Annotated in this window: 25 protein-coding genes and 1 pseudogene; all 26 read left to right on the forward strand. The window is 40.5% G+C overall.

Translation table 11 applies throughout. The features are described from left to right. The first annotated feature begins 257 nt into the window (after positions 1-257). A pseudogene (locus R7F67_RS25185) lies at positions 258-441 on the forward strand (hypothetical protein). Positions 442-625: 184 nt separating this feature from the next. Continuing rightward, on the forward strand, positions 626-907 hold the full coding sequence (locus R7F67_RS23210) for a hypothetical protein (RefSeq protein ID WP_318057397.1): 282 nt from the start codon (positions 626-628) through the stop codon (positions 905-907). Positions 908-2,767: 1,860 nt separating this feature from the next. Then, complete coding sequence (locus tag R7F67_RS23215; RefSeq protein WP_053304305.1) at positions 2,768-3,115, forward strand: hypothetical protein; 348 nt, start codon at positions 2,768-2,770, stop codon at positions 3,113-3,115. 134 nt (positions 3,116-3,249) lie between these two features. Then, on the forward strand, positions 3,250-3,891 hold the full coding sequence (locus R7F67_RS23220; protein ID WP_054702880.1) for a hypothetical protein: 642 nt from the start codon (positions 3,250-3,252) through the stop codon (positions 3,889-3,891). 262 nt (positions 3,892-4,153) lie between these two features. Further along, positions 4,154-4,369, forward strand: coding sequence for a hypothetical protein (locus R7F67_RS23225; RefSeq protein WP_242013347.1), 216 nt, complete (start codon positions 4,154-4,156; stop codon positions 4,367-4,369). A gap of 376 nt (positions 4,370-4,745) precedes the next feature. Next, entirely contained in the window at positions 4,746-5,381 is a 636-nt protein-coding gene (locus tag R7F67_RS23230; protein WP_151514891.1) for a hypothetical protein, read from the forward strand. A gap of 641 nt (positions 5,382-6,022) precedes the next feature. Continuing rightward, the gene (locus R7F67_RS23235) at positions 6,023-6,313 is read left to right on the forward strand and encodes a hypothetical protein (protein WP_053319312.1); all 291 of its coding nucleotides are present in this window, start codon (positions 6,023-6,025) and stop codon (positions 6,311-6,313) included. 205 nt (positions 6,314-6,518) lie between these two features. After that, positions 6,519-6,821 (forward strand): hypothetical protein, encoded by a 303-nt coding sequence (locus tag R7F67_RS23240; protein WP_213906815.1) that lies wholly within the window; start codon positions 6,519-6,521, stop codon positions 6,819-6,821. A gap of 145 nt (positions 6,822-6,966) precedes the next feature. After that, positions 6,967-7,494, forward strand: a complete 528-nt coding sequence (locus tag R7F67_RS23245) for a DUF2846 domain-containing protein (RefSeq protein WP_230856667.1) — start codon at positions 6,967-6,969, stop codon at positions 7,492-7,494. Between the two features lie 172 nt (positions 7,495-7,666). Beyond that, entirely contained in the window at positions 7,667-8,026 is a 360-nt protein-coding gene (locus R7F67_RS23250) for a hypothetical protein (protein ID WP_045616264.1), read from the forward strand. A 132-nt stretch (positions 8,027-8,158) separates the two neighbouring features. Continuing rightward, positions 8,159-8,371, forward strand: a complete 213-nt coding sequence (locus R7F67_RS23255) for a hypothetical protein (protein WP_005376999.1) — start codon at positions 8,159-8,161, stop codon at positions 8,369-8,371. Positions 8,372-8,582: 211 nt separating this feature from the next. Beyond that, entirely contained in the window at positions 8,583-8,921 is a 339-nt protein-coding gene (locus R7F67_RS23260; protein ID WP_054577396.1) for a GFA family protein, read from the forward strand. A 236-nt stretch (positions 8,922-9,157) separates the two neighbouring features. Continuing rightward, positions 9,158-9,583 (forward strand): hypothetical protein, encoded by a 426-nt coding sequence (locus R7F67_RS23265; RefSeq protein ID WP_054577395.1) that lies wholly within the window; start codon positions 9,158-9,160, stop codon positions 9,581-9,583. Positions 9,584-9,805: 222 nt separating this feature from the next. Next, complete coding sequence (locus tag R7F67_RS23270) at positions 9,806-10,054, forward strand: hypothetical protein (protein WP_054577367.1); 249 nt, start codon at positions 9,806-9,808, stop codon at positions 10,052-10,054. 151 nt (positions 10,055-10,205) lie between these two features. Next, a complete protein-coding gene (locus R7F67_RS23275) occupies positions 10,206-10,556 on the forward strand; it encodes a hypothetical protein (RefSeq protein WP_054577365.1) in 351 nt (116 codons plus the stop codon). Between the two features lie 155 nt (positions 10,557-10,711). Continuing rightward, positions 10,712-11,344, forward strand: coding sequence for a hypothetical protein (locus R7F67_RS23280; RefSeq protein ID WP_269129361.1), 633 nt, complete (start codon positions 10,712-10,714; stop codon positions 11,342-11,344). A gap of 146 nt (positions 11,345-11,490) precedes the next feature. Beyond that, positions 11,491-11,838, forward strand: a complete 348-nt coding sequence (locus R7F67_RS23285) for a hypothetical protein (protein ID WP_031781294.1) — start codon at positions 11,491-11,493, stop codon at positions 11,836-11,838. A gap of 134 nt (positions 11,839-11,972) precedes the next feature. After that, the gene (locus R7F67_RS23290) at positions 11,973-12,596 is read left to right on the forward strand and encodes a hypothetical protein (protein WP_054577363.1); all 624 of its coding nucleotides are present in this window, start codon (positions 11,973-11,975) and stop codon (positions 12,594-12,596) included. A gap of 140 nt (positions 12,597-12,736) precedes the next feature. Next, positions 12,737-13,195, forward strand: a complete 459-nt coding sequence (locus R7F67_RS23295; protein WP_318057398.1) for a GNAT family N-acetyltransferase — start codon at positions 12,737-12,739, stop codon at positions 13,193-13,195. A gap of 233 nt (positions 13,196-13,428) precedes the next feature. After that, complete coding sequence (locus tag R7F67_RS23305; protein ID WP_258475359.1) at positions 13,429-13,650, forward strand: hypothetical protein; 222 nt, start codon at positions 13,429-13,431, stop codon at positions 13,648-13,650. A gap of 669 nt (positions 13,651-14,319) precedes the next feature. Beyond that, positions 14,320-15,153: a HEPN domain-containing protein gene (locus R7F67_RS23310; RefSeq protein WP_054577361.1), complete on the forward strand. Its 834-nt coding sequence runs from the start codon at positions 14,320-14,322 to the stop codon at positions 15,151-15,153. A gap of 264 nt (positions 15,154-15,417) precedes the next feature. Beyond that, entirely contained in the window at positions 15,418-15,897 is a 480-nt protein-coding gene (locus R7F67_RS23315) for a type VI secretion system amidase effector protein Tae4 (protein ID WP_054577360.1), read from the forward strand. Next, positions 15,879-16,244: a T6SS amidase immunity protein Tai4 family protein gene (locus R7F67_RS23320; protein WP_054577359.1), complete on the forward strand. Its 366-nt coding sequence runs from the start codon at positions 15,879-15,881 to the stop codon at positions 16,242-16,244. Before R7F67_RS23315 ends, R7F67_RS23320 begins: the two co-directional genes overlap by 19 nt. A gap of 143 nt (positions 16,245-16,387) precedes the next feature. After that, a complete protein-coding gene (locus R7F67_RS23330) occupies positions 16,388-16,897 on the forward strand; it encodes a GNAT family N-acetyltransferase (RefSeq protein WP_005377035.1) in 510 nt (169 codons plus the stop codon). A 159-nt stretch (positions 16,898-17,056) separates the two neighbouring features. Beyond that, positions 17,057-17,419: a VOC family protein gene (locus R7F67_RS23335; RefSeq protein WP_005378522.1), complete on the forward strand. Its 363-nt coding sequence runs from the start codon at positions 17,057-17,059 to the stop codon at positions 17,417-17,419. Positions 17,420-18,117: 698 nt separating this feature from the next. Next, on the forward strand, positions 18,118-18,627 hold the full coding sequence (locus R7F67_RS23340; RefSeq protein ID WP_025998675.1) for an SMI1/KNR4 family protein: 510 nt from the start codon (positions 18,118-18,120) through the stop codon (positions 18,625-18,627). Positions 18,628-18,824: the final 197 nt, after the last annotated feature.

Here is an 18,824-nt window from a genome sequence, read left to right on the forward strand (position 1 = left end):
CGTTGCGTTGCGTTTAGTGTTGAAGGTGGTATGCAGAAGCATCGGCATTGCGTTGCTCACACCTTAACAGGGCGTTAGTTGCCAAGGGGAAAACGCAGCTAAAGCAGAATGTTTAGGGCTAATGTTCGCACATTTCTGGCTCGGTTTTGTATTTCAAATTTTAGCCTTTCAGTATTGTGCAAATCAGGCTTTGGTTTTCTGTGGTCGGACTTTCCGTTTCAGAAGCCAGTTAGCTTGTTGAGAGTCAACTCTGTGATATTGTCTTTTCAAATGAGCTTTTTGGCGTTGTTAGGCTGTATTCTACGGCGTTGTATATTCCAAGTGGTTTTCAGTGACAGGCGCTTTGAAACTGCGCCTGATTTGAGTTTCTTAAAACACGTAAAACTAGTGTTGGCAAAGCGGCAATTAACATCAAATCAAAGCTTTAGGTTTGGCAACTAACAAAGCATTCAAGAGGGATTCACAACGCTTGGCAGTTTTGGTTTGAATCAACTTTAGTGTTTACGGCACAATAGCTTAGGTTGGGTGGTGGCGTTGTTCACCCCTTAATGCGGCGTTAGGCAAGTGTTTGAATATGCACAGCAAAATGGTAATGTTGAGTGAGTTAATAACAGAGATTTGAATTATGCAGTATCAATTAACAATCGCTTATTTAAATGACAATGATCTTCGCCCTGAGCGCCCAACAATTCCTGAAATTGAAGACGCAGATGTGTTCATCCGTGCTTTTGTCGAAGATATTAATCTATTTGCATGTACAGAAAGTGCTGATCTGGAGGGTATGGTAGTAACAATTACCTTAGCACCAGACTATAGTACAAAAGACTTGCACGCAGAGTTAACCTCTATGAATCCACGTTATGTAGAGATGTTTAAAACTACAGGGCTTTCACAGAGTAATCCTTAAGCAAAGCACCGGCGCTATTTGCCTAACAAAGCATTTAAGAGTGATTCCCAACGCTTGGCATTTTTCATTCTATCGTTAGGTTTCGTGTTTACGGTGGTCTAGTTAAGTTTCGTGGTAGCGTTGCTCACACCTTAATGCGGCGTTAGTTTAAAGCATCAAAATCAAGCAAATCTATAGCCCATGATAGTCCAGTTTTTCGATTTAAATTCAGTGTATTAAGTTGGTTTTATGTCAAAGTCGAGCGACCGAATACTTACCTAAATTGTTGTGCGTGCTTTCAATCGTGCTGTTTTAGTTTTTCGTGAACGTGGTTTGTTGGTGGTCATTTAGTGTCCGTCTAACTCGTGTTAATGTTTGAATGTTGCATCTGAAATCAGCAAATAAAATCTCGGCTTCAGTGGGTGAAGTTCCGTGAGACTCAACGTTTGGTGGTTTAGGCTTGGTTCAAGTCAATTCAAAGGTTATGGCTTGAAGTTATCGGCTACGTGCTAACTTTTCAGCTCAATGCACTGTTTCAAATCCAGTGGTGCTAAGGTTTGGTGAGCTTCGTGAGTAATAAACTAACAAAGCATTTAAGACGGATTCCCAACGCTCGGTATTTTGGGTTTGCTTTAGCTTCGGTGTTTACGGCATCATACTTTTAGTTTGGTGGTCTGCGTTGCTCACCACTTAATGCGGCGTTAGTTTGCAAGAGGAAAAACGTAGCTATATCGCAAGATCTAGCGGTAAAAGCTCATGTCGTATCGGCATTTAATTTCAGCGTTAATCAGCGTGGTAAAAATCCAAAATTGGCATCGTTTCAGCGGTTGATTTGTTCTTTGGTGCTATGACCTTCTGGGTAACTGAGTCGAACTTTTTTGCTGAAACTCTGCTCGTTGAGTTTGTTGGTACAAAAGTCGATTTACTCGCTGCGAGCACGTTTTCTCTGGTGTGGTAAGTTCCACGTGGTTTCAGTGACTTTGTTGAAAGTCCGCATTGTGAGATTGGTTTTCCAAAAGCGCTTTTTGGTGTTGTGAGTTCGTTTTCTGCGGCGTTGTTTGTTCCACGTGGTTTCATTGAGTAGCCGCTTTGAGACTACGCCTGACTTAAATGCATCAAAGCACATAAGGCTTGTTGTTCGCAAAGTTTAAAGTAACGTAAAGTCAACACTTTAGGTTTGCAAGCTAACAAACTGCTCAAGAGGGATTCACAACGTGTGGCATTTTTACTATGCGTTGATTTTAGTGATTAAGGTGGTATGCAGCGGCTTCGGTATTGCGTTGTTCACCCCTTAGCAGGGCGTTAGGCGCAGTGAGAAATTTCGTGGGTCATATCTCTAATTTCTCTCCGGCCATTCGCTCTAGTTTTTCGGCAATCTGGCTTTATCTTCCCAAGTTCTTGAGTCACTCAATCCGTAAAACATGCCAAGTTTCGCAGGTTGCCTCATTCGGTTTTCTGGTCGGTTTGTTGTCAGTTTCTTTGGCTCAAATCGCTTTAAGTTTGTCTGCCTTCGAAACAGGTTTATCGGCTGGAATTTCGTTCCGATAGTCAGCCTTTCCAAATTTCATTTCTATGTGTTGAATTGCCAATTTCTTTAGTGTTTTTGGTTGCAGTGGGTTTCAGAAACTTAGTCGCTTTAGCCTTTGGGTCTTAACCAAATTCAGTGGGTTACGTGCGTTCTTTTTTCCAAAAGGTGGTTTTCTAAATCCCATTCTAACTATTTGCGTGAAGCGCCTAACAAAGCATTTAAGAGTGACTCACAACGCTTGGCGATCTCAGTTTAAACTTGGTTTTAGTGTTTAAGGTGCAATGGTTTGGGTTAGGTATTTAGCGTTGTTCGCACCTTAATGCGGCGTTATGTTCTCTGGGCTAGGAAGGGATATGGAAACAGTTAAAATGCTAGATTTGGGGTTTTCTACTGCAGATGCAGAATATCCTGAAATCCATCAAGAAGAAGGCGATTTAAGAGCTGAGTTTAAAGATTGGCAGGAAAAAACGGTAAAACTATATTTTACCGATTACGTCGCATGCAAGTGGCAGATGGTATTTGATTTACTTGAGGGAGAGCGAGACGACAGCTGTTATGAAATATGCTCATCTCTTTGGCTCAAGCAACATGTCCAATCAGAAATAATCAATTGCGACGAAGGCTACAAGCACTTTCGGCTTAACTTTAATGAGTTAGGGCAACTTGATGTAATTGCGTTAAACATTGTTGTACGAACATAACAAACTGTTTAAGAGTGATTCGCAACGCGTGGCATTTTTACTATGCGTTGGCTTATGTGTTTAAGGTGGTATGCGGAGGCTTCGGCATTGCGTTGCTCACACCTTAACAGGGCGTTATTTTTTTTAGGTGAGTTATGGAGAAAATAATATCAACAGCTTTTGTAGATATGTGTGGTACTTATGAGCGGATGCTATGTTCATTTTATCCAGCGAGAGACTCAACAGGATTTACAGAGCAAAATCAGGTTCACAACTTTGTGAACGCATTAAAAACTGCGTTAGATGATGAAAACTCGGTACATTGGTTAGAGTTCCCGTGGGTCAAGAAGAATGAGCATATTGATGGGATGGTATTTTCTCCAAAATATAAATCAATATTTTACATTGAAGCAAAGCGCCTTTCTAAATCGATTCAAAAGTCACTAGTGGTGAAAGATATTGAAAGGGTAGTTAGTAGTGATCGGTCTTTTATCAATTGCAATGACCTTTATGCTGATCATGAATACATAATTGTTTTGTCTGATGTCTGGCTTGAAGATAAATGGAAAACGGCAATTCCCCATTGGTGGTTGGGCTGCGAAGAACTTCCTGTTCAATTTCAGTCTTGGGAGTTCAAACATAAAAGAAAGCTAGCTAAGCCAAAAAGTACTCTCCAAAAAGAACTACAAACAAGAAACATAGATTGGGTAAACTCAAATTCCCTTGTTTATTTGGTTGGCGAAAAAGTAGATAAGGTAAAGAACTACTGCCTATTATTAGCAAGCAAAAAAATATAACAAAGCATTTAAGAGTGATTCGCAACGCTTGGCAGTTTCGCTTCGCTCAAGTATAGCCAAGCGCCGCTCACACCTTAATGCGGCGTTAGTTTGCAAGAGGAAAAACGTGCCTATATCGCAAGATCTAGTGGTAAAAGCTTATAGTTGAAATTGTCTTATCGGCATTCAATTTCAGTGTTAACTTGCGTGGTGTAAACTCAAAATTGGTATCGTTTCAACGGTTGATTTGTTCTTTGGTGCGGCGACTTTTGGGTTAACTGAGTTGAACTTTTTTGCTGAGATTCTGCTCGTTGAGTTTGTTGGTATAAAAGCCGATCTACTCGCTGAAGTGACGCTTTCTTTGGTGTGGCAAGTTCCACGTGGTTTCAGTGGCTTTGTTGAAAGTCCGCATTGTGAGATTGGTTTTCCAAAAGCGCTTTTTGGTGTTGTTAGTTCGTTTTCTGCGGCGTTGTTTGTTCCAAGTGGTTTCATTGAGTAGCCGCTTTGAGACTACGCCTGATTTTAATGCATCAAAACACATAAAGCTTATTGTTTGCAAAGTTTAAAATAACGTAAAATCAACGCTTTGGGCTTGCAAACTAACAAACTGCTCAAGAGGGATTCGCAACGCGTGGCATTTTCACTATGCGTTGAATTTAGTGATTAAGGTGGTTTGCGGTAGCATTGGTATTGCGTTGCTCACCCCTTAGCAGGGCGTTAGCTTAACATTTAAGTTCATGAACAAGGTAGTCAGGCAATTATGCTATTTATAAATTGCAATGTTGTGTGAAACTAAACAAAAAAGTAGTAAGCATATTTGTGCTCAAGTTCCAATAAGTGTATTAAGCATTATCAAAATCTATATTGGAGGCTTTATGAGAGTGCACAAATCAAAAATTGCCGCAGATCCAGTTAAGTACTACACGCATTTGATTGGTATGGAAAAGTACGAAGCTCGTATGAGACAGGAGCCTAATGCAATTACAATTATTACAGGAATTGTACTTTATAGAGAGTTACCTAAGAACAAACAGTCCGAAGTTTTGAAGCTAATATTGGCTTTGAACGATGGCCAGTTGAAAGCTTCACTATATGGTTTAGTTTCTCAAGTGGTTGCAAATCCATACTGGTTCTCATGGTCACTTTCTGATCGGGAGCTCAGAGAATTTTTTGATACCAATAAGGATGTGACTAATATATTGAAAGGTCTTGGCATAGACTTCTCGCTCCCTCTCACAGCAGCAGGTATATCAGCATTTTTGCTTTCATCAGCGCAACAAGGGGTAAAAAGTGCTTCCAAAGAGGTTGCGACTCAGTTGAAAAAGCAAGTTACAAGCTCACCAGTTGCGCAGATTGCAAATAGACTGGGAGTGACCAAACAAGTTGCAGGCAAAGCATCGGCAATCTTGGTCGTAATGGTCAGTGTAATTGCTTATCAAACACACTTAAATGCAAAAGATGCGCGGAAGGAGCTTCTTCGCAGAGGTCTACTTCAACCGGAAGATTTGTAATGCTAGTTTTAATACTAATAGTGATATTGTCATTGGCAACAATTCATTTCTCGCATGTGCTATTGATGCAGTATATGTTCTCTGAAGAAAAGTTATCGCCGAGTACTACTTTTCTTCGTCCATTATCTTTGTGTGTTATGGCTGCATGTGCCCAGTACTATATTCTTTCAATGATAACAGGCTACAATTTACCCGAGGTTGCGGGATTGGCTCTCGTGGCTACGAATGCATTCTTCTTCGTTGGTTTTTATTTTGCGTACAAAGCAAGAGTAAAAAGCCTAGAAAGTAAAAAGCACTCCTGAGTCTATATTAAGCTAACAAAGCATTTAAGAGTGATTCCCAACGCATGGCATTTTTCATTCCATCGTTGGGTTTTGTGTTTACGGTGGTAAGGTTTAGTTTCGTGGTAGCGTTGCTCACACCTTAATGCGGCGTTATACGCCTAAAAAGTCATGTATCTCAATGATTAATATCAATGTTCCGGTTCTTTTCTGAAGCGTTTTTCTTATTCTGCAGACATTTCAAGCATAATCTACAACTAAAGTTTAAATTTTGTTGTATGACTTCCGTTTTAGTCATAGCTTATGAATCAGAGTGAGTATTTTCTTACTCTCTAGTTACTTAAATATGAGTGTACGGTTATGAATGAGCTAATTGTTCGTGCAATTAAAGAGAAGTTAAAGCTTGAGTTTACTTACGACGGATACCCGCGAGAAGTTTTACCACATTGTTACGGCAGTACAACTGCTGGGAATGATGCAGTTCGTTGTTATCAGATCTCTGGCGGCAGTGCTTCGGGTACAGTTCCGGGGTGGCATTTGATGACAGTAAACAAAATGGTTGGTCTAAAAGCTACCACGCACTTTGAATCAGCTGCTGCTGGTTATAAGCGAGGTGATCGTGGTATGAGCCGAATTTATTGTGAGCTTTAGCTTAGTTAATATATACACTTCACTTTAGATAGTGAGAAAAAGCGTATAACAAACTGTTTAAGAGTGATTCGCAACGCGTGGCATTTTTACTATGCGTTGCGTTTTTGTGTTTAAGGTGTTTTGCGGAGGCATCGGCATTGCGTTGCTCACACCTTAACAGGGCGTTATGCTGCAAATTGAAAGTATTCAATAATGAGGATAAATAATGAAAGTTGGTTTGAAATTAAACGAACAATTTACTATTTCTAAACACAATATTGTTCAGGTAACTACATTTGAAAATGAGTTCCATTTGGCTCTTACGAATAATGACCATTTGGTTATTTCTAAAGATGATAAAGACAACTCTTATTACTATACACGTGAGTTCAACGGCTGCTTGATAGAAGTTTCAGTTAACGAATATCATCGTATTCAGAGAGAGTTAACTGAGTATTTTGGGGTTGAGATCCAGGATGTTTCTAGTGATGAAACTCAGGAGCAAGATCAACTCGAACCTACAGCATAACAATCTGTTCAAGAGTGATTCGCAACGCGTGGCATTTTCACCATGCGTTGGTTTTCGTGTTTAAGGTGGTGTGCGGCGGCTTTGGTATTGCGTTGCTCACACCTTAACAGGGCGTTAGCATTCACTAATAACAAAAAGGAGTATTATGAAAAATGTAATAGGAATGGCAGTGTTGCTAGTTTCTCTCTGGGGATGTGCATCAGCACCTGATAGAGTGGAAGCAAATAAAGTTGAGCCTAATTTTAATAACGGAAAGTCAATCGTTTATATTTTGCAAGGCAACAACAAAGGGCTGTTGGAAAATGTCCAAACCTATCGAGTAAATGGAGAGCCAACAGGGAAGTTGCTGAACGGATCTTATACTTGGTTTTACGCAGAGCCTGGTGAAAAAAATCTTGAATTTTATGATCCTTTAATCCCTTCAAGGCTCTTCTGGGACAAACAGTTCACTCTCAAGCAAGGTCAAACGGTCTATCTATACCAAGGGTGGGAGCTACCGCATGCTTCCAACAAACTAACGACAGATATGGTTTTCATTGATGGTAATGCAACGGTTATTACTGCTCCAAGTCGTGAACAACAAGTTTTCAAACTCGCTGAAATATCGCAAGAAGATGCTCGAAGGCTTATGAAAAAACTGAGCTATGTGTCTAATGACTTGGAAAGTAAATAATTGCAGCGCCAACGTGATTGCTAACAATCTGCTCAAGAGGGATTCGCAACGCGTGGCATTTTTAGCATGCGTTGATTTTAGTGATTAAGGTGGTATGCAGCGGCTTCAGTATTGCGTTGCTCACCCCTTAGCAGGGCGTTATGCGCTAGTGCATTTAAATATCGAGGGATATATGGATAATGAACTACCAAAAGCGATGGTATTGAAAACAATAGATGGTAGACATGTGGGCTTCATGTTGTTAGCTCCCAATTCAGGCGAGTCGGGGGAATGTGTTTTCAGTTTATCTGCGTCATCTGCAGAGGTAATCGATAGCAATTTAGGTGTCGTTCTATCTGAGCTTAAAGTTTCTGGCGAGCATAAATACGTAGTGGAAACCATAAAAGATGGGTACTTAATTAATATTGCACCAATAGGCCTACCTAATGTTCAAGTTCAGCTTAATCATCAGTTCTCCGGAGATATAGTTACTGATATTGAAGGACGAGTCGCTTGTATTGGAACAGCTGAATTAGTGGAGCAAAGCGCATAACAAACTGTTTAAGAGTGATTCGCAACGCGTGGCATTTTCACTATGCGTTGCTTTTAGTGTTTAAGGTGGTGTGCGGAAGCGTCGGTATAGCGTTGCTCACACCTTAACAGGGCGTTATGTTCTTGGAGGTTTATGGAAAACTTCAAAATTAGCAGAATCCACACAAAGTTAGGTATTTTCCGACTATCTGGAATCCTCAACAATGAAAGTGGTATTAAAAATATCAGCTATATTTCTGCTGAATATATGGGAACTGATGGCTGGTGCGAACTTAATTTACAGTCGGAGCATACTCAAAATTTACTGAGAGACATTCAAATTGAAGTGTGGCAGTACCTAGCGTGAGCAAGTCTGTTGCATCGACCAGACATAGTTTTGTAAATATCAGTGGCTTCAAATAGCTACGAACATAACAAAGCGTTCAAGAGGGATTCTCAACGCTTGGCAATTTTGGTTCTAAGTTTAGCTTTTGTGTTTATGGCACAATAATTTAGGTTTGGTGGTTTGCGTTGTTCACCCCTTAACGCGGCGTTAGGTGAATACAGGGAATGATCGAATGGAATTAAAGTGTCACTGCGGAAACGTTAGTTTGGTGTTGAGTTCGTTTCCTAAAGAAGTTGGAGAGTGTAACTGCTCTATTTGTCGTCGCTATGCTGCAACTTGGGCGTACTTTTCTCCAGAACAAGTTCAAATCAGAATGAATGAGAAAACATCTTTCTATTGTTGGGGTGACAAAGAAGTAGAATTTCATCGTTGCAACTCATGTGGTTGTTTAACGCATTACATAACAACACAGAAATGTTCCGAAGATATCTTGGCTGTAAATATGAGAATGGCCGAAAATGAAGTGCTTTCGAGTATTCCTGTACGTAAAATCAATGGCGCATCGTACTAATCACCTAACAATAAATTCAAGCAGATTCGCAACGCTTGGCACTTTCGGTTTGATTCAGCTTTAGTGTTTACGGCACAATGGGTTAGCTTAGGTGGTGGCGTTGCTCACTACTTAATTTGGCGTTATGTGCTCGAGTCCCCGTAAGCGATTGAGTATTCGGTCAATAAGAGCTTGCGTGATAATGTATTCTTATGAAATTAAAAAATATATTTAGTAGTTTTATAAGGATGTCAACAATGAAGAAGTTTACTATTGTTTCAGGACTTGCAAGCATAGTTAGTCTTGGGTTGTATTTCTTTCCGGTTACCGCATCTTCTGATTCTTTTGAGCAGAATGTAGAGGGGCAGAGCAACACTGTTGTCGGGACGCAAAATGGCGATATAACAGTTAACAATTATTCAAATCAAAGTAACGACAATGCGGATACCTTAGTTGTTAATCACCCAAAGGGTGGTGGCACATACTTAATGAAAGAGCCTGATTTGTTCGGAGGTTCGAAAAACTTTATCTGCAATCTGAAACAGGGCGTTAAATTAGCGCCTATTGGCGAAGCCTATACCTCGCCAAATGGCTTTGAGTTAGCTGAAAAAGTTAAGGTCATAAATGGCAATTGCGCAGGTAAAGTTGGTTGGGTTGGTAGTGAAGTCATCATGATCAAATAAGCACATAACAAAGCATTTAAGAGTGATTCCCAACGCTTGGCATTTTCCATTCCATCGTTGGGTTTCGTGTTTACGGTGGTAAGGTTGAGTTTCGTGGTAGCGTTGCTCACACCTTAATGCGGCGTTATATGCTTTAGGCATTCAAACACTTAATCTCGCTCACAGATATATTTCAAAGGTAACGTATTCTAGTTGATTCATATGGTCGGTGAGAGTTCGAGTATGCGTAAACTAAAAATCGATACTTATTCTTGTGATTCAGGTGAGTTGCAAGACAGCTTGTCTATTCCCCTTGGTTTGGCCAAAGTCGTAGCGAATATAATACCTCGGAATATATCGTCTAAATTCGACGAAAATGGTGAACAACTAGAAGCCTTAGTACATGCGTTAAAGGACGCTAAGACGGAAGGGACTTTACTGGAAGTGGAAGATAAAGCGGACAACGAGCGCGTTGTGATTTCAGTGGTCTAAATGAGTACGCATATAACAATAAATTTAAGAGTGATTCACAACGCTCGGCGCTTTCACTTCAAGCCAGTTTAGTGTTTATGGCACAATGCTTTAGGTAGGGTGGTTAGCGTTGTTCACACCTTAATTTGGCGTTATGCTCTAGGAGGGAATTTTGCTCAATTTACTGAAGAAAGTGGTGCTAATCAATCTTGTTGCAGCATTGATTGTTATTCTCTTAGCTCAGTTTGTCCCCTTCTTTGATACTACTCAGCCAGTCGACTTTCTGTTCTTCGTTGTTATCGTGAACTGGGTTTTAGCAAAGCTTATGTGGGAAGGTGGCGTATATAGTAAAACAGCGCATATGGATGATTCTAGAACAGATAAAGTTTACAAAATGGTAGAAGGTCATGATTTCGAAGAAGACCAACGAGAGCAGCATAGAATGAACTTCCAGGCAGGTTTGGTTTTCTTTATTGCAGGGCTTCCAGCGTTTGTCACTTGCTTAATTCTCCAATTTCTTTGAGTACGAGCATAACAAATTGTTCAAGAGTGATTCGGCACGCGTGGCATTTTTACCATGCGTTAGGTTTGGTGATTAAGGTGGTATGCGGAAGCTTAGGCATTGCGTGCCTCACACCTTAACAAGGCGTTATAAAGATTAGGAGACTTTCACGATAAATGAACTTAGTTGTTGAGTTACTAAAAAGTGGTGATTACTGGATTGCGATTGTTGTAGTGATCGTAACTATTGCTATAAATGCTCCTAGAGTAACCGAGTACTACTTCTTACTTAGAAAAAATAGAATGGCTCAAATTTTATCTGCTTTACAAGAACCGAGTGTCTCGGAAAAACTAAAGACTCATTTAAAAAACGAGCTAGATATTGAGTGTTTTAAAGGTATTCATGGTACCCGTGTTAGTTTCCCAATGTTAAAAGCAGTTTATGTACTTAATGAAAGGGTTGGGGCGACGGTCTCTTTCAGACATGTTTTGAAAACAGTCCAACTTTTACCTGATATTTCAGGTGTAGAACTTTTGTCGTATCGGGTCAGATTAAATGTCCTAGATAAGGTTATTGCTTCTTATAATTTGGTGTTTGGATTGCTGATAGCTGGCTTTGGGTTCATAACATTTTTACTATCGATTTACTCCATTGTTACTGGATTTGAGCCGAGCCTTCTTATTTCTGGTGTTATCTTCCTACCATTAGGCTTTTATATGCTCAATGATGGTAGTGCCTTGTTTTCTGTGTATCACATCAATAGAGCACTCAATGACTATGAAAAGGCAACTGAGAAAAAATCTTTATAACAAATTGTTCAAGAGTGATTCGGCACGCGTGGCATTTTTACTATGCGTTGGTTTTAGTGGTTAAGGTGTTATGCGGGAGCTTCGGTATTGCGTGCCTCACACCTTAACAAGGCGTTATGCGCTCGCAGAAATGGAGATAATCAATCATGGAAGATTTAGCTAATTCGTTAAGAAGTTCTGGCCTAAAAGTCAAAATTAAAAAAGGAAAAATTGCAGTTCGGCTTGACGGGCTTTCAAATCCGGTTTCGATAATAAAAGATATACCTGATGATGAGTATAAAGTGAAAACTAATGATTCGATTCTATCGATAATTGCCTGTCTTTTGCTATTTATTGGTCTGTCAGGTATTTATGAGTTTAGTGGTAATGCTTTGATAAATATTGCACTTATCTCCGTTTCTATATTGTCTTTTGTTACAGTGTTACTTACAGAGTTTAAGCTGACTAAATTACGCGCTACTGTAGTTGCGTTCAATCGTGGAGAACGCGCATAACAAATTGTTCAAGAGTGATTCGGCACGCGTGGCATTTTTACTATGCGTTGGTTTTAGTGGTTAATGTGGTATGCGGAGACTTAGGTATTGCGTGCCTCACACCTTAACAGGGCGTTAGGCATCAGGAGGCAAGTTTGGAATTCGAACAACTAGCAAAGCAGTCGCTAGGCTCTAATTACTGGGATTATGGAAATAAAGTTTTATACGATCTTTGCCAAAGTGCTTTTGAACATAAAGAACCGGCTAAAGTAATTGCAAAAGTGTGGCTTATTGGAAGGTCATATGCTGCAGCTATCGAACGGAGAAAGGACAAGACCGAGTACGCAAATGAAGACTTCTATATTGATGTTGTAGCTCCTAAGATAGTTGCGTCAGACATTGATGAGTGGTTATGCGAACTAAAGCAATTTACACGTATTGACGACGATTCTCTATATAAGGTTCTCGAAGTTCATGAGAAGGTCACTCAACTTTTCAAAGATATCAGTGGTTTGGATAAGAGATCATTAGCTTCAAAATATTTGCACTTTCATTTACCTCACTTGTTTTATATCTATGATGCAAGGGCTGTCAAAGCGATTTCTTACTTTTCCCATATCACCGGGCGAGCGAAAGCGTCCAAGACTGGAGATAAAGAGTACAACAAACTTGTTCAGAAGTGCTCTTCATTGCAGAGGCATGCTTTATCCCAATGGCAGTTGGATTTAAGCCCAAGACAAATAGATAATGTTCTACTGATGGCGCACGCAAATGCCTAACAAAGCATTTAAGAGTGATTCCCAACACATGGCATTTTTCATTCCACCGTTGGGTCTAGTGTTTACGGTGGTCTGGTCAAGTTTCGTGTTGGTGTTGCTCACACCTTAATGCGGCGTTATGTGCTTTGGTGGAAATGAATATGGAAATCACAATCAGGCGTATTGAAACAGAAAGCATTGAGGGCAAAAGTATATTCGAGACTCCGTTCAAAGAGTATCTATCTGGATTCTCAGTTGAACTAGATCTCTCAGTAATTGCTCAGCTATTTGCGTTGCCTTATTTCCACGGATTTATCAGTTTTGTCGACAATAAGCCTGCTGGTTTTGCAGTTTGCTTTGAATCGTTCTCAACTTATCGTGCGCAAAGAGTGATGAATATCCATGATTTTATGGTGTCGGACAACTTTCGTGGTAAGGGTGTTGGCAAGGCGCAACTGAACGGTATCGAACAGTATTGTCGTGATAATGATTACCTCAAAATCACATTAGAGGTCGGTGATGATAATTTTGCAGCTAAAAAGCTCTACAGCTCATTGGACTACGAAGATTACAGAGTAGTTTTGAAAGGGCAGCAGCATTGGCAAAAGTACCTCAATTAGCACGCACATAACAAACTGTTCAAGAGGGATTCGCAACGCGTGGCATTTTCACTATGCGTTGGTTTTAGTGTTTAAGGTGGTATGCGGCGGCATCGGTATTGCGTTGCTCACCCCTTAACAGGGCGTTAGTTGCCAACGAGGAAAACGCAGCTAAAACAGAGTGTTTAGGTCTAATCGTTCGTGTGCTTTGCTTTATTTTGCACTTCGAACTTCGGGTTCTTGGTTCGCGGAAATTGAGCTTCGATCTTTTCCTAGTTTGGTTTGCCGTTTCAGAAGCCGATTCGCTTGTTGAAAGTCAGCTTTGTGGCATTGTTTCTCCAAAAGGTCTTTTTGGTGTTGTCAGTTCGTTTTCTACGGCGCTGCGTGTTCCAAGTGGTTTCAGTGACAGGCGCTTTGAAACTGCGTCTGATTTGATTTTTCCAACATACGTAAAGCAAGTGTTGGCAAAGCGGTAATTAACTTCAAATCAAAGCTTTAGGCTTGGCAACTAACAAAGCATTCAAGAGGGATTCACAACGCTTGGCAGTTTTGGTTTGAATTGGCTTTAGTGTTTACGGCACAATGGTTTAGGTTAGGTGGTGGCGTTGTTCACCCCTTAATGCGGCGTTAGTTGCCAACGAGGAAAAGCGTACCTAAAGCAGAATGTTTAGGGTTAATGTTCGTGTGAGTTTGGTTGGTTTTTCGTATTTCAATTTCTAACGATTTGGATTTGTGAAAATCGAACTTTGGTTTCTTGTGTGATTGGATTTTCTGTTTCGTAAGCTTATTTGGGTGTTGAAAGTCAGCTCGGTTAAATTATCTGTCCAAAAGAGCTTTTGGGTGTTGTTAGCCCGTTTTCTACGGCGCTATCTGTTCCAAGTGGTTTCAGTGACAGGCGCTTTGAAACTGCGCCTGATTTGAGTCTTACAAAGCACGCAAAATCATTGTTGGCAAAGCGGTAATAAACTCCAAATCTTAGCCTTGGGTTTGGCAACTAACAAGGCATTCAAGAGGGATTCACAACGCTTGGCAGTTTTGGTTTGAATCAGCTTTAGTGTTTACGGCACAATGGCTTAGTTTGGGTGGAATGCGTTGTTCACCCCTTAATGCGGCGTTATGCCTCCGAGTGCATCAGGAATAGATAGATGAAACAACATGAAATAGAACAAAAAACTTACATACTGCTCAATGGCATAGAAGTTAGCTCAGATATATTACTTTCCGATAGTATGAAGTTGATGCCCGCAGACACATCGCACCTTGATTTTAATACAGCGCTTTCAGCATGCTCGCAAGCGGATGACATAGCTGTTGTTGCAGCATTTATCCCTAGGATTACTGCTCAGCTTGAAATAAAAGCGGCTACACAAAAAGATCTAGCAATTAAAGCTTGGAACTCTTCGTGGGATATACTTCTACTTAGTGCTATCTTCAACTCTGAGATAGGGTTTAATCTTCAATCGAGTTCGGAAGCAAGTCTAATCTCTGAAAAAACTAATCTGCGTGCGACGAACCTATACTTTAAAGGTTTAACTCAAGCTTTACCGTATCAGTTGAGTGCCGAAGACACTGAATGGGTTATAAATCACTTTCATGACGCTCGATTACTATTGGATAATGATAAATTTCAAACGGCTGTACATTGTTTAGCATCTTATAGGTGGCACTCCATGCCAAGAATACAGATGGCTGTTCTATGGGCTGGTATTGAGGGGATGTTTGGGGCTACCTCTGAAATTAGGTTTCGAATTAGCCTTTATATAGCACGTTTTCTTCATCCTAATGATAGTGATTTACGAAAGGAAAAATTTGAACAGGTAAAAAAATTATATAATTCAAGGTCATCTGCAGTCCATGGCTCAAAGACTAAAGGCGATCTTGCACAATCTGTGGGTGTTTCAGCTGAGATTCTGCGAGATCTTATTCGTCAAACTGTATTACATAAAGCACTACCTAAAGAAAATGAGCTTGTGCCATAAATATTAGAGGCATAACAAAGCATTTAAGAGTGATTCTCAACGCTTGGCATTTTTCATTCCATCGTTGAGTATTGTGTTTACGGTGGCATGGTTAAGTTTTGTGGTCGCGTTGTTCACACCTTAATGCGGCGTTATAACTCTTTTGTCAGTTTCATTGTTACACCTTTGATCTTGAAGAGCCTCAAGAACAATTAACTTGTTGTTAGTATGGTTGCTTATTTTGTGAGACCTTTTCGTTCAAACAATTGATGGGGAGGTTTTTAAATGGCAGCACGTCCTAGCTTACTAAAAATGAAAGTGGCTTTTGCAAAGGTTAACCGAGGTGTATCGGACGTTGGTACAATAATTGGTGGTAAAGTGAATCACAATATCAATGTGCTAACACCAGAGCAGGGCCGTTTTGAAAATGCATGTGCAATTCGGATGTCATATGCACTTAATTATGCTGGTTTTAAGGTTCCTTACATTAAAAATAAAACTGTATCTGGTGGACAGGGAAATTGGTATATCTACAGAGTCAGGGATTTGATCAGCTTCTTGCATCAAAAGTTTGGTGATCCTGAGGTTGTAATTGAAAATCCTAACGCGAATAAGTTGGCTGACTACAAAGGTATATTGGTCGTTGATGTGGATACTTGGCTAGATGCATCAGGGCATGCAAGTATTTGGACTGGCTCAAGATGTACGGATAGTTGTTACTTCCCACAAGCAAAGAAGGCGTACTTATGGAAACTAGAAGATTAGTCAGCACTATATTTGTTGCAACTTTTAGCGTGGGATTAAGCGCAAGTCCATTGAGCACTCAAAGTGATGAGCAGTTGTTTAAAAAATATGCGCTTTCTTCTTGTATTGCGACTTATTACAAGGGCTCCGATGTGGCCAAAGATGCGGTAACGGCAATGCAAGGCTACAGAGAGTTTTCTAATTTGCCTTTGGATGCATTTTTTGAGCTCAGTGAATTATTGAGCAATGAGAATATTGACTCTTATAAATCAAAAAGTGGTAGTGCAATAGAATTGGCATATTGTTTAGACTTCGCGAACTCAGAAGACGTTCATAAGCTATTGACTAAGGCAAAATCAGAGTTATAACAAACTGTTTAAGAGTGATTCGCAACGCATGGCATTTTTACTATGCGTTGCGTTTTGTGTTTAAGGTGGTATGCGGCGGCTTTAGTATAGCGTTGCTCACACCTTAACAGGGCGTTATAAAGCTCGAAGAAAAAGGACATTTCGTGGAAATTCGAACAGGTAAACTTGAAGATGTTACTGGTATTACAGACATCTTTAATTTTTATATTGAACACACCAATGCACGCTTTGAGGAAGTTCCATTTACTCTGGAAAATCGTCAGAAATGGTTTTCTCAGTTCTCTAGCAACACCAAATATCAACTATATGTCGCTATAGAAAACGGCGAATTGCTAGGTTTTGCATGTTCCCAACAGTACAGAGCAATTTCAGCTTTTGACGATACTGTAGAAGTGACCGTGTATCTGGCACAAGAAGCTAAAGGGAAAGGTTTAGGTTCTAAACTATATACTCAGTTGTTCTCATCTATTCGTGCTTACGGCGTCCACCGTGTATTGTCGGGTGTTGCATTACCAAACGACGCATCAGTTGCATTACATAAACGGTTTGGTTTCAGAGAAGTCGGAGTTTTCAATGAGTATGCGAAGAAACACGGGCAGTACATAAGCTCGGTGTGGTTAGAAAAGGCGTTTAATGTAGAGTCCGCTTTATAACAAACAATTTAAGAGTGATTCGGCACGCGTGGCATTTTTGGTATGCGTTGGTTTTAGTGGTTAAGGTGGTATGCGGAAGCATCGGTATTGCGTGCCTCACACCTTAATTGGGCGTTATGTACTTTAAGGAAAATTGTAACCAACTCTAAAGGATCGAGAGTGATAGATCATTTTGAAATTAAGGTAGTTGCATTCGAAGAATGTCGTGTGTTTTACAAGAATGTGCTAGAGCCATTGGGTATTGAACTCAAGTGGTCAGATGAAAATGCTGCTGGCTTTGGGCTTTCGTGCGAGCCAAATGTAAGGTTTCTAATTGAAAAAGGCGTCAGTAATTCTAAGTGCCATATTGCTTTTTCTGCATCAAACAAATTACAAGTTTCTGCATTTCATCAAGCGGGGTTATCTTTAGGTGGTAAATGCAACGGTAAGCCTGGTTTACGAAAACACTATGCTCCAAACTACTACGCTGCGTTTTTGATTGACCCTGAGGGCAACAATGTGGAGTCAGTAGTGTACCTTTAGCACGTACATAACAAATTGTTCAAGAGTGATTCGGCACGCGTGGCATTTTTACTATGCGTTGGTTTTAGTGGTTAAGGTGGTATGCGGAAGCTTTGGTATTGCGCGCCTCACACCTTAACAAGGCGTTAGGCTATTGAGGAGAATTTGAGCTTGAAAACAGTTTGCGTAGCTCTAAGTATGTTGCTTATTTCATCGCTTGTATATGCATCAGTCGTTCCTAGTTTTCAGGGGCATTATGAGCGGTATAACAATGATCAATTGGATACTGACACTGCCTTTATTGACTTAACTAAGGTGGGTTCGAACACATACGAACTATCTGGCACATCAGTTTGGGTAGGTGACTCTTCTTCTGGCCTTGTGAATTTTGGAGAAATCGACGGAGTTGTAACGTTAAAAGGTAATCAAATAGACTATGACGTTGACGGCTGTACTCTCCAAGTTTTGTTAGATCAAGATACCCTCGTAGTTAGCAAAGACAACGGTTGTGGCGGGTTAAATGTCACCTTCAATGGGACGTATGTGAGAATCTCAGAGGGTCAATAGCCTAACAAACTGTTCAAGAGGGATTCGCAACGCGTGGCATTTTCACTATGCGTTGGTTTGAGTGATTAAGGTGGTATGCAGCGGCTCTGGTATTGCGTTGCTCACCCCTTAACAGGGCGTTAGGCGTTGTCCAGAAAGTATGGAGAGATAAGATGGATAGAACTTTTCCAGATCAATTGAAAAAACTGCACTCAATAGAAATTGACTACGCGGACGGTGAGGGAATTGATTTTGAACCATATGATGATTTCTGTTCGCAAGAGGAAACATCAGAATGGATTAAAGCATGGACTGGTAATTCTTCACTCAATGGCCATGAATATTTAATTTTTGGTCAAGATGGTTCTGGCGGCTACGCTGCTTTTTGGCTTGTCGCCAATGTTGAAGATCTTTTGCAACAACCTATTGTTTTCTTTGGCTCTGAAGGTGAAGTTGGGGTGGTTGCACAAAATTTTGGAGACTATGTTTGGTTGTTTGCACATGGTCTTGGGCCATACGAGGCTGTTGCTTCTCCTGATTTGAAGCGCCCCCTAAATAGTAAGTTTTTGGACTTTGCTCAGGAGGTTGCCCCGTCAAATGAAAGCTCAGTGTCTAAAATCATAAGTGAGGCCAAATCAAAGTACCCTAACTTTGAGCAAATGATTGACGAACTTTGCCAGTAAGCCAAGCGCCTAACAAACTGCTCAAGAGGGATTCGCAACGCGTGGCATTTTTACCATGCGTTGATTTTAGTGAATAAGGTGGTATGCGGCGGCTTCAGTATTACGTTGCTCACCCCTTAGCAGGGCGTTATGTAGCCGCGAGAGGACGGTAAGTTAAAAGGATTTATATATGTTAAATATTCGGCAAGCTCGCATTG

Origin of the sequence: Vibrio sp. YT-17 (assembly GCF_033337375.1) — a bacterium.
Classification (GTDB): domain Bacteria; phylum Pseudomonadota; class Gammaproteobacteria; order Enterobacterales; family Vibrionaceae; genus Vibrio; species Vibrio alginolyticus.

Excerpts from the sequence above, each read along its gene's own strand:
- R7F67_RS23210 (WP_318057397.1), top strand. The coding sequence starts at position 626 with ATGCAGTATCAATTAACAATCGCTTATTTAAATGACAATGATCTTCGC.
- R7F67_RS23215 (WP_053304305.1), top strand. The coding sequence starts at position 2,768 with ATGGAAACAGTTAAAATGCTAGATTTGGGGTTTTCTACTGCAGATGCA.
- R7F67_RS23220 (WP_054702880.1), top strand. The coding sequence starts at position 3,250 with ATGGAGAAAATAATATCAACAGCTTTTGTAGATATGTGTGGTACTTAT.
- R7F67_RS23230 (WP_151514891.1), top strand. The coding sequence starts at position 4,746 with ATGAGAGTGCACAAATCAAAAATTGCCGCAGATCCAGTTAAGTACTAC.
- R7F67_RS23235 (WP_053319312.1), top strand. The coding sequence starts at position 6,023 with ATGAATGAGCTAATTGTTCGTGCAATTAAAGAGAAGTTAAAGCTTGAG.
- R7F67_RS23240 (WP_213906815.1), top strand. The coding sequence starts at position 6,519 with ATGAAAGTTGGTTTGAAATTAAACGAACAATTTACTATTTCTAAACAC.
- R7F67_RS23245 (WP_230856667.1), top strand. The coding sequence starts at position 6,967 with ATGAAAAATGTAATAGGAATGGCAGTGTTGCTAGTTTCTCTCTGGGGA.
- R7F67_RS23250 (WP_045616264.1), top strand. The coding sequence starts at position 7,667 with ATGGATAATGAACTACCAAAAGCGATGGTATTGAAAACAATAGATGGT.
- R7F67_RS23255 (WP_005376999.1), top strand. The coding sequence starts at position 8,159 with ATGGAAAACTTCAAAATTAGCAGAATCCACACAAAGTTAGGTATTTTC.
- R7F67_RS23260 (WP_054577396.1), top strand. The coding sequence starts at position 8,583 with ATGGAATTAAAGTGTCACTGCGGAAACGTTAGTTTGGTGTTGAGTTCG.
- R7F67_RS23265 (WP_054577395.1), top strand. The coding sequence starts at position 9,158 with ATGAAGAAGTTTACTATTGTTTCAGGACTTGCAAGCATAGTTAGTCTT.
- R7F67_RS23270 (WP_054577367.1), top strand. The coding sequence starts at position 9,806 with ATGCGTAAACTAAAAATCGATACTTATTCTTGTGATTCAGGTGAGTTG.
- R7F67_RS23280 (WP_269129361.1), top strand. The coding sequence starts at position 10,712 with ATGAACTTAGTTGTTGAGTTACTAAAAAGTGGTGATTACTGGATTGCG.
- R7F67_RS23285 (WP_031781294.1), top strand. The coding sequence starts at position 11,491 with ATGGAAGATTTAGCTAATTCGTTAAGAAGTTCTGGCCTAAAAGTCAAA.
- R7F67_RS23295 (WP_318057398.1), top strand. The coding sequence starts at position 12,737 with ATGGAAATCACAATCAGGCGTATTGAAACAGAAAGCATTGAGGGCAAA.
- R7F67_RS23310 (WP_054577361.1), top strand. The coding sequence starts at position 14,320 with ATGAAACAACATGAAATAGAACAAAAAACTTACATACTGCTCAATGGC.
- R7F67_RS23315 (WP_054577360.1), top strand. The coding sequence starts at position 15,418 with ATGGCAGCACGTCCTAGCTTACTAAAAATGAAAGTGGCTTTTGCAAAG.
- R7F67_RS23320 (WP_054577359.1), top strand. The coding sequence starts at position 15,879 with ATGGAAACTAGAAGATTAGTCAGCACTATATTTGTTGCAACTTTTAGC.
- R7F67_RS23340 (WP_025998675.1), top strand. The coding sequence starts at position 18,118 with ATGGATAGAACTTTTCCAGATCAATTGAAAAAACTGCACTCAATAGAA.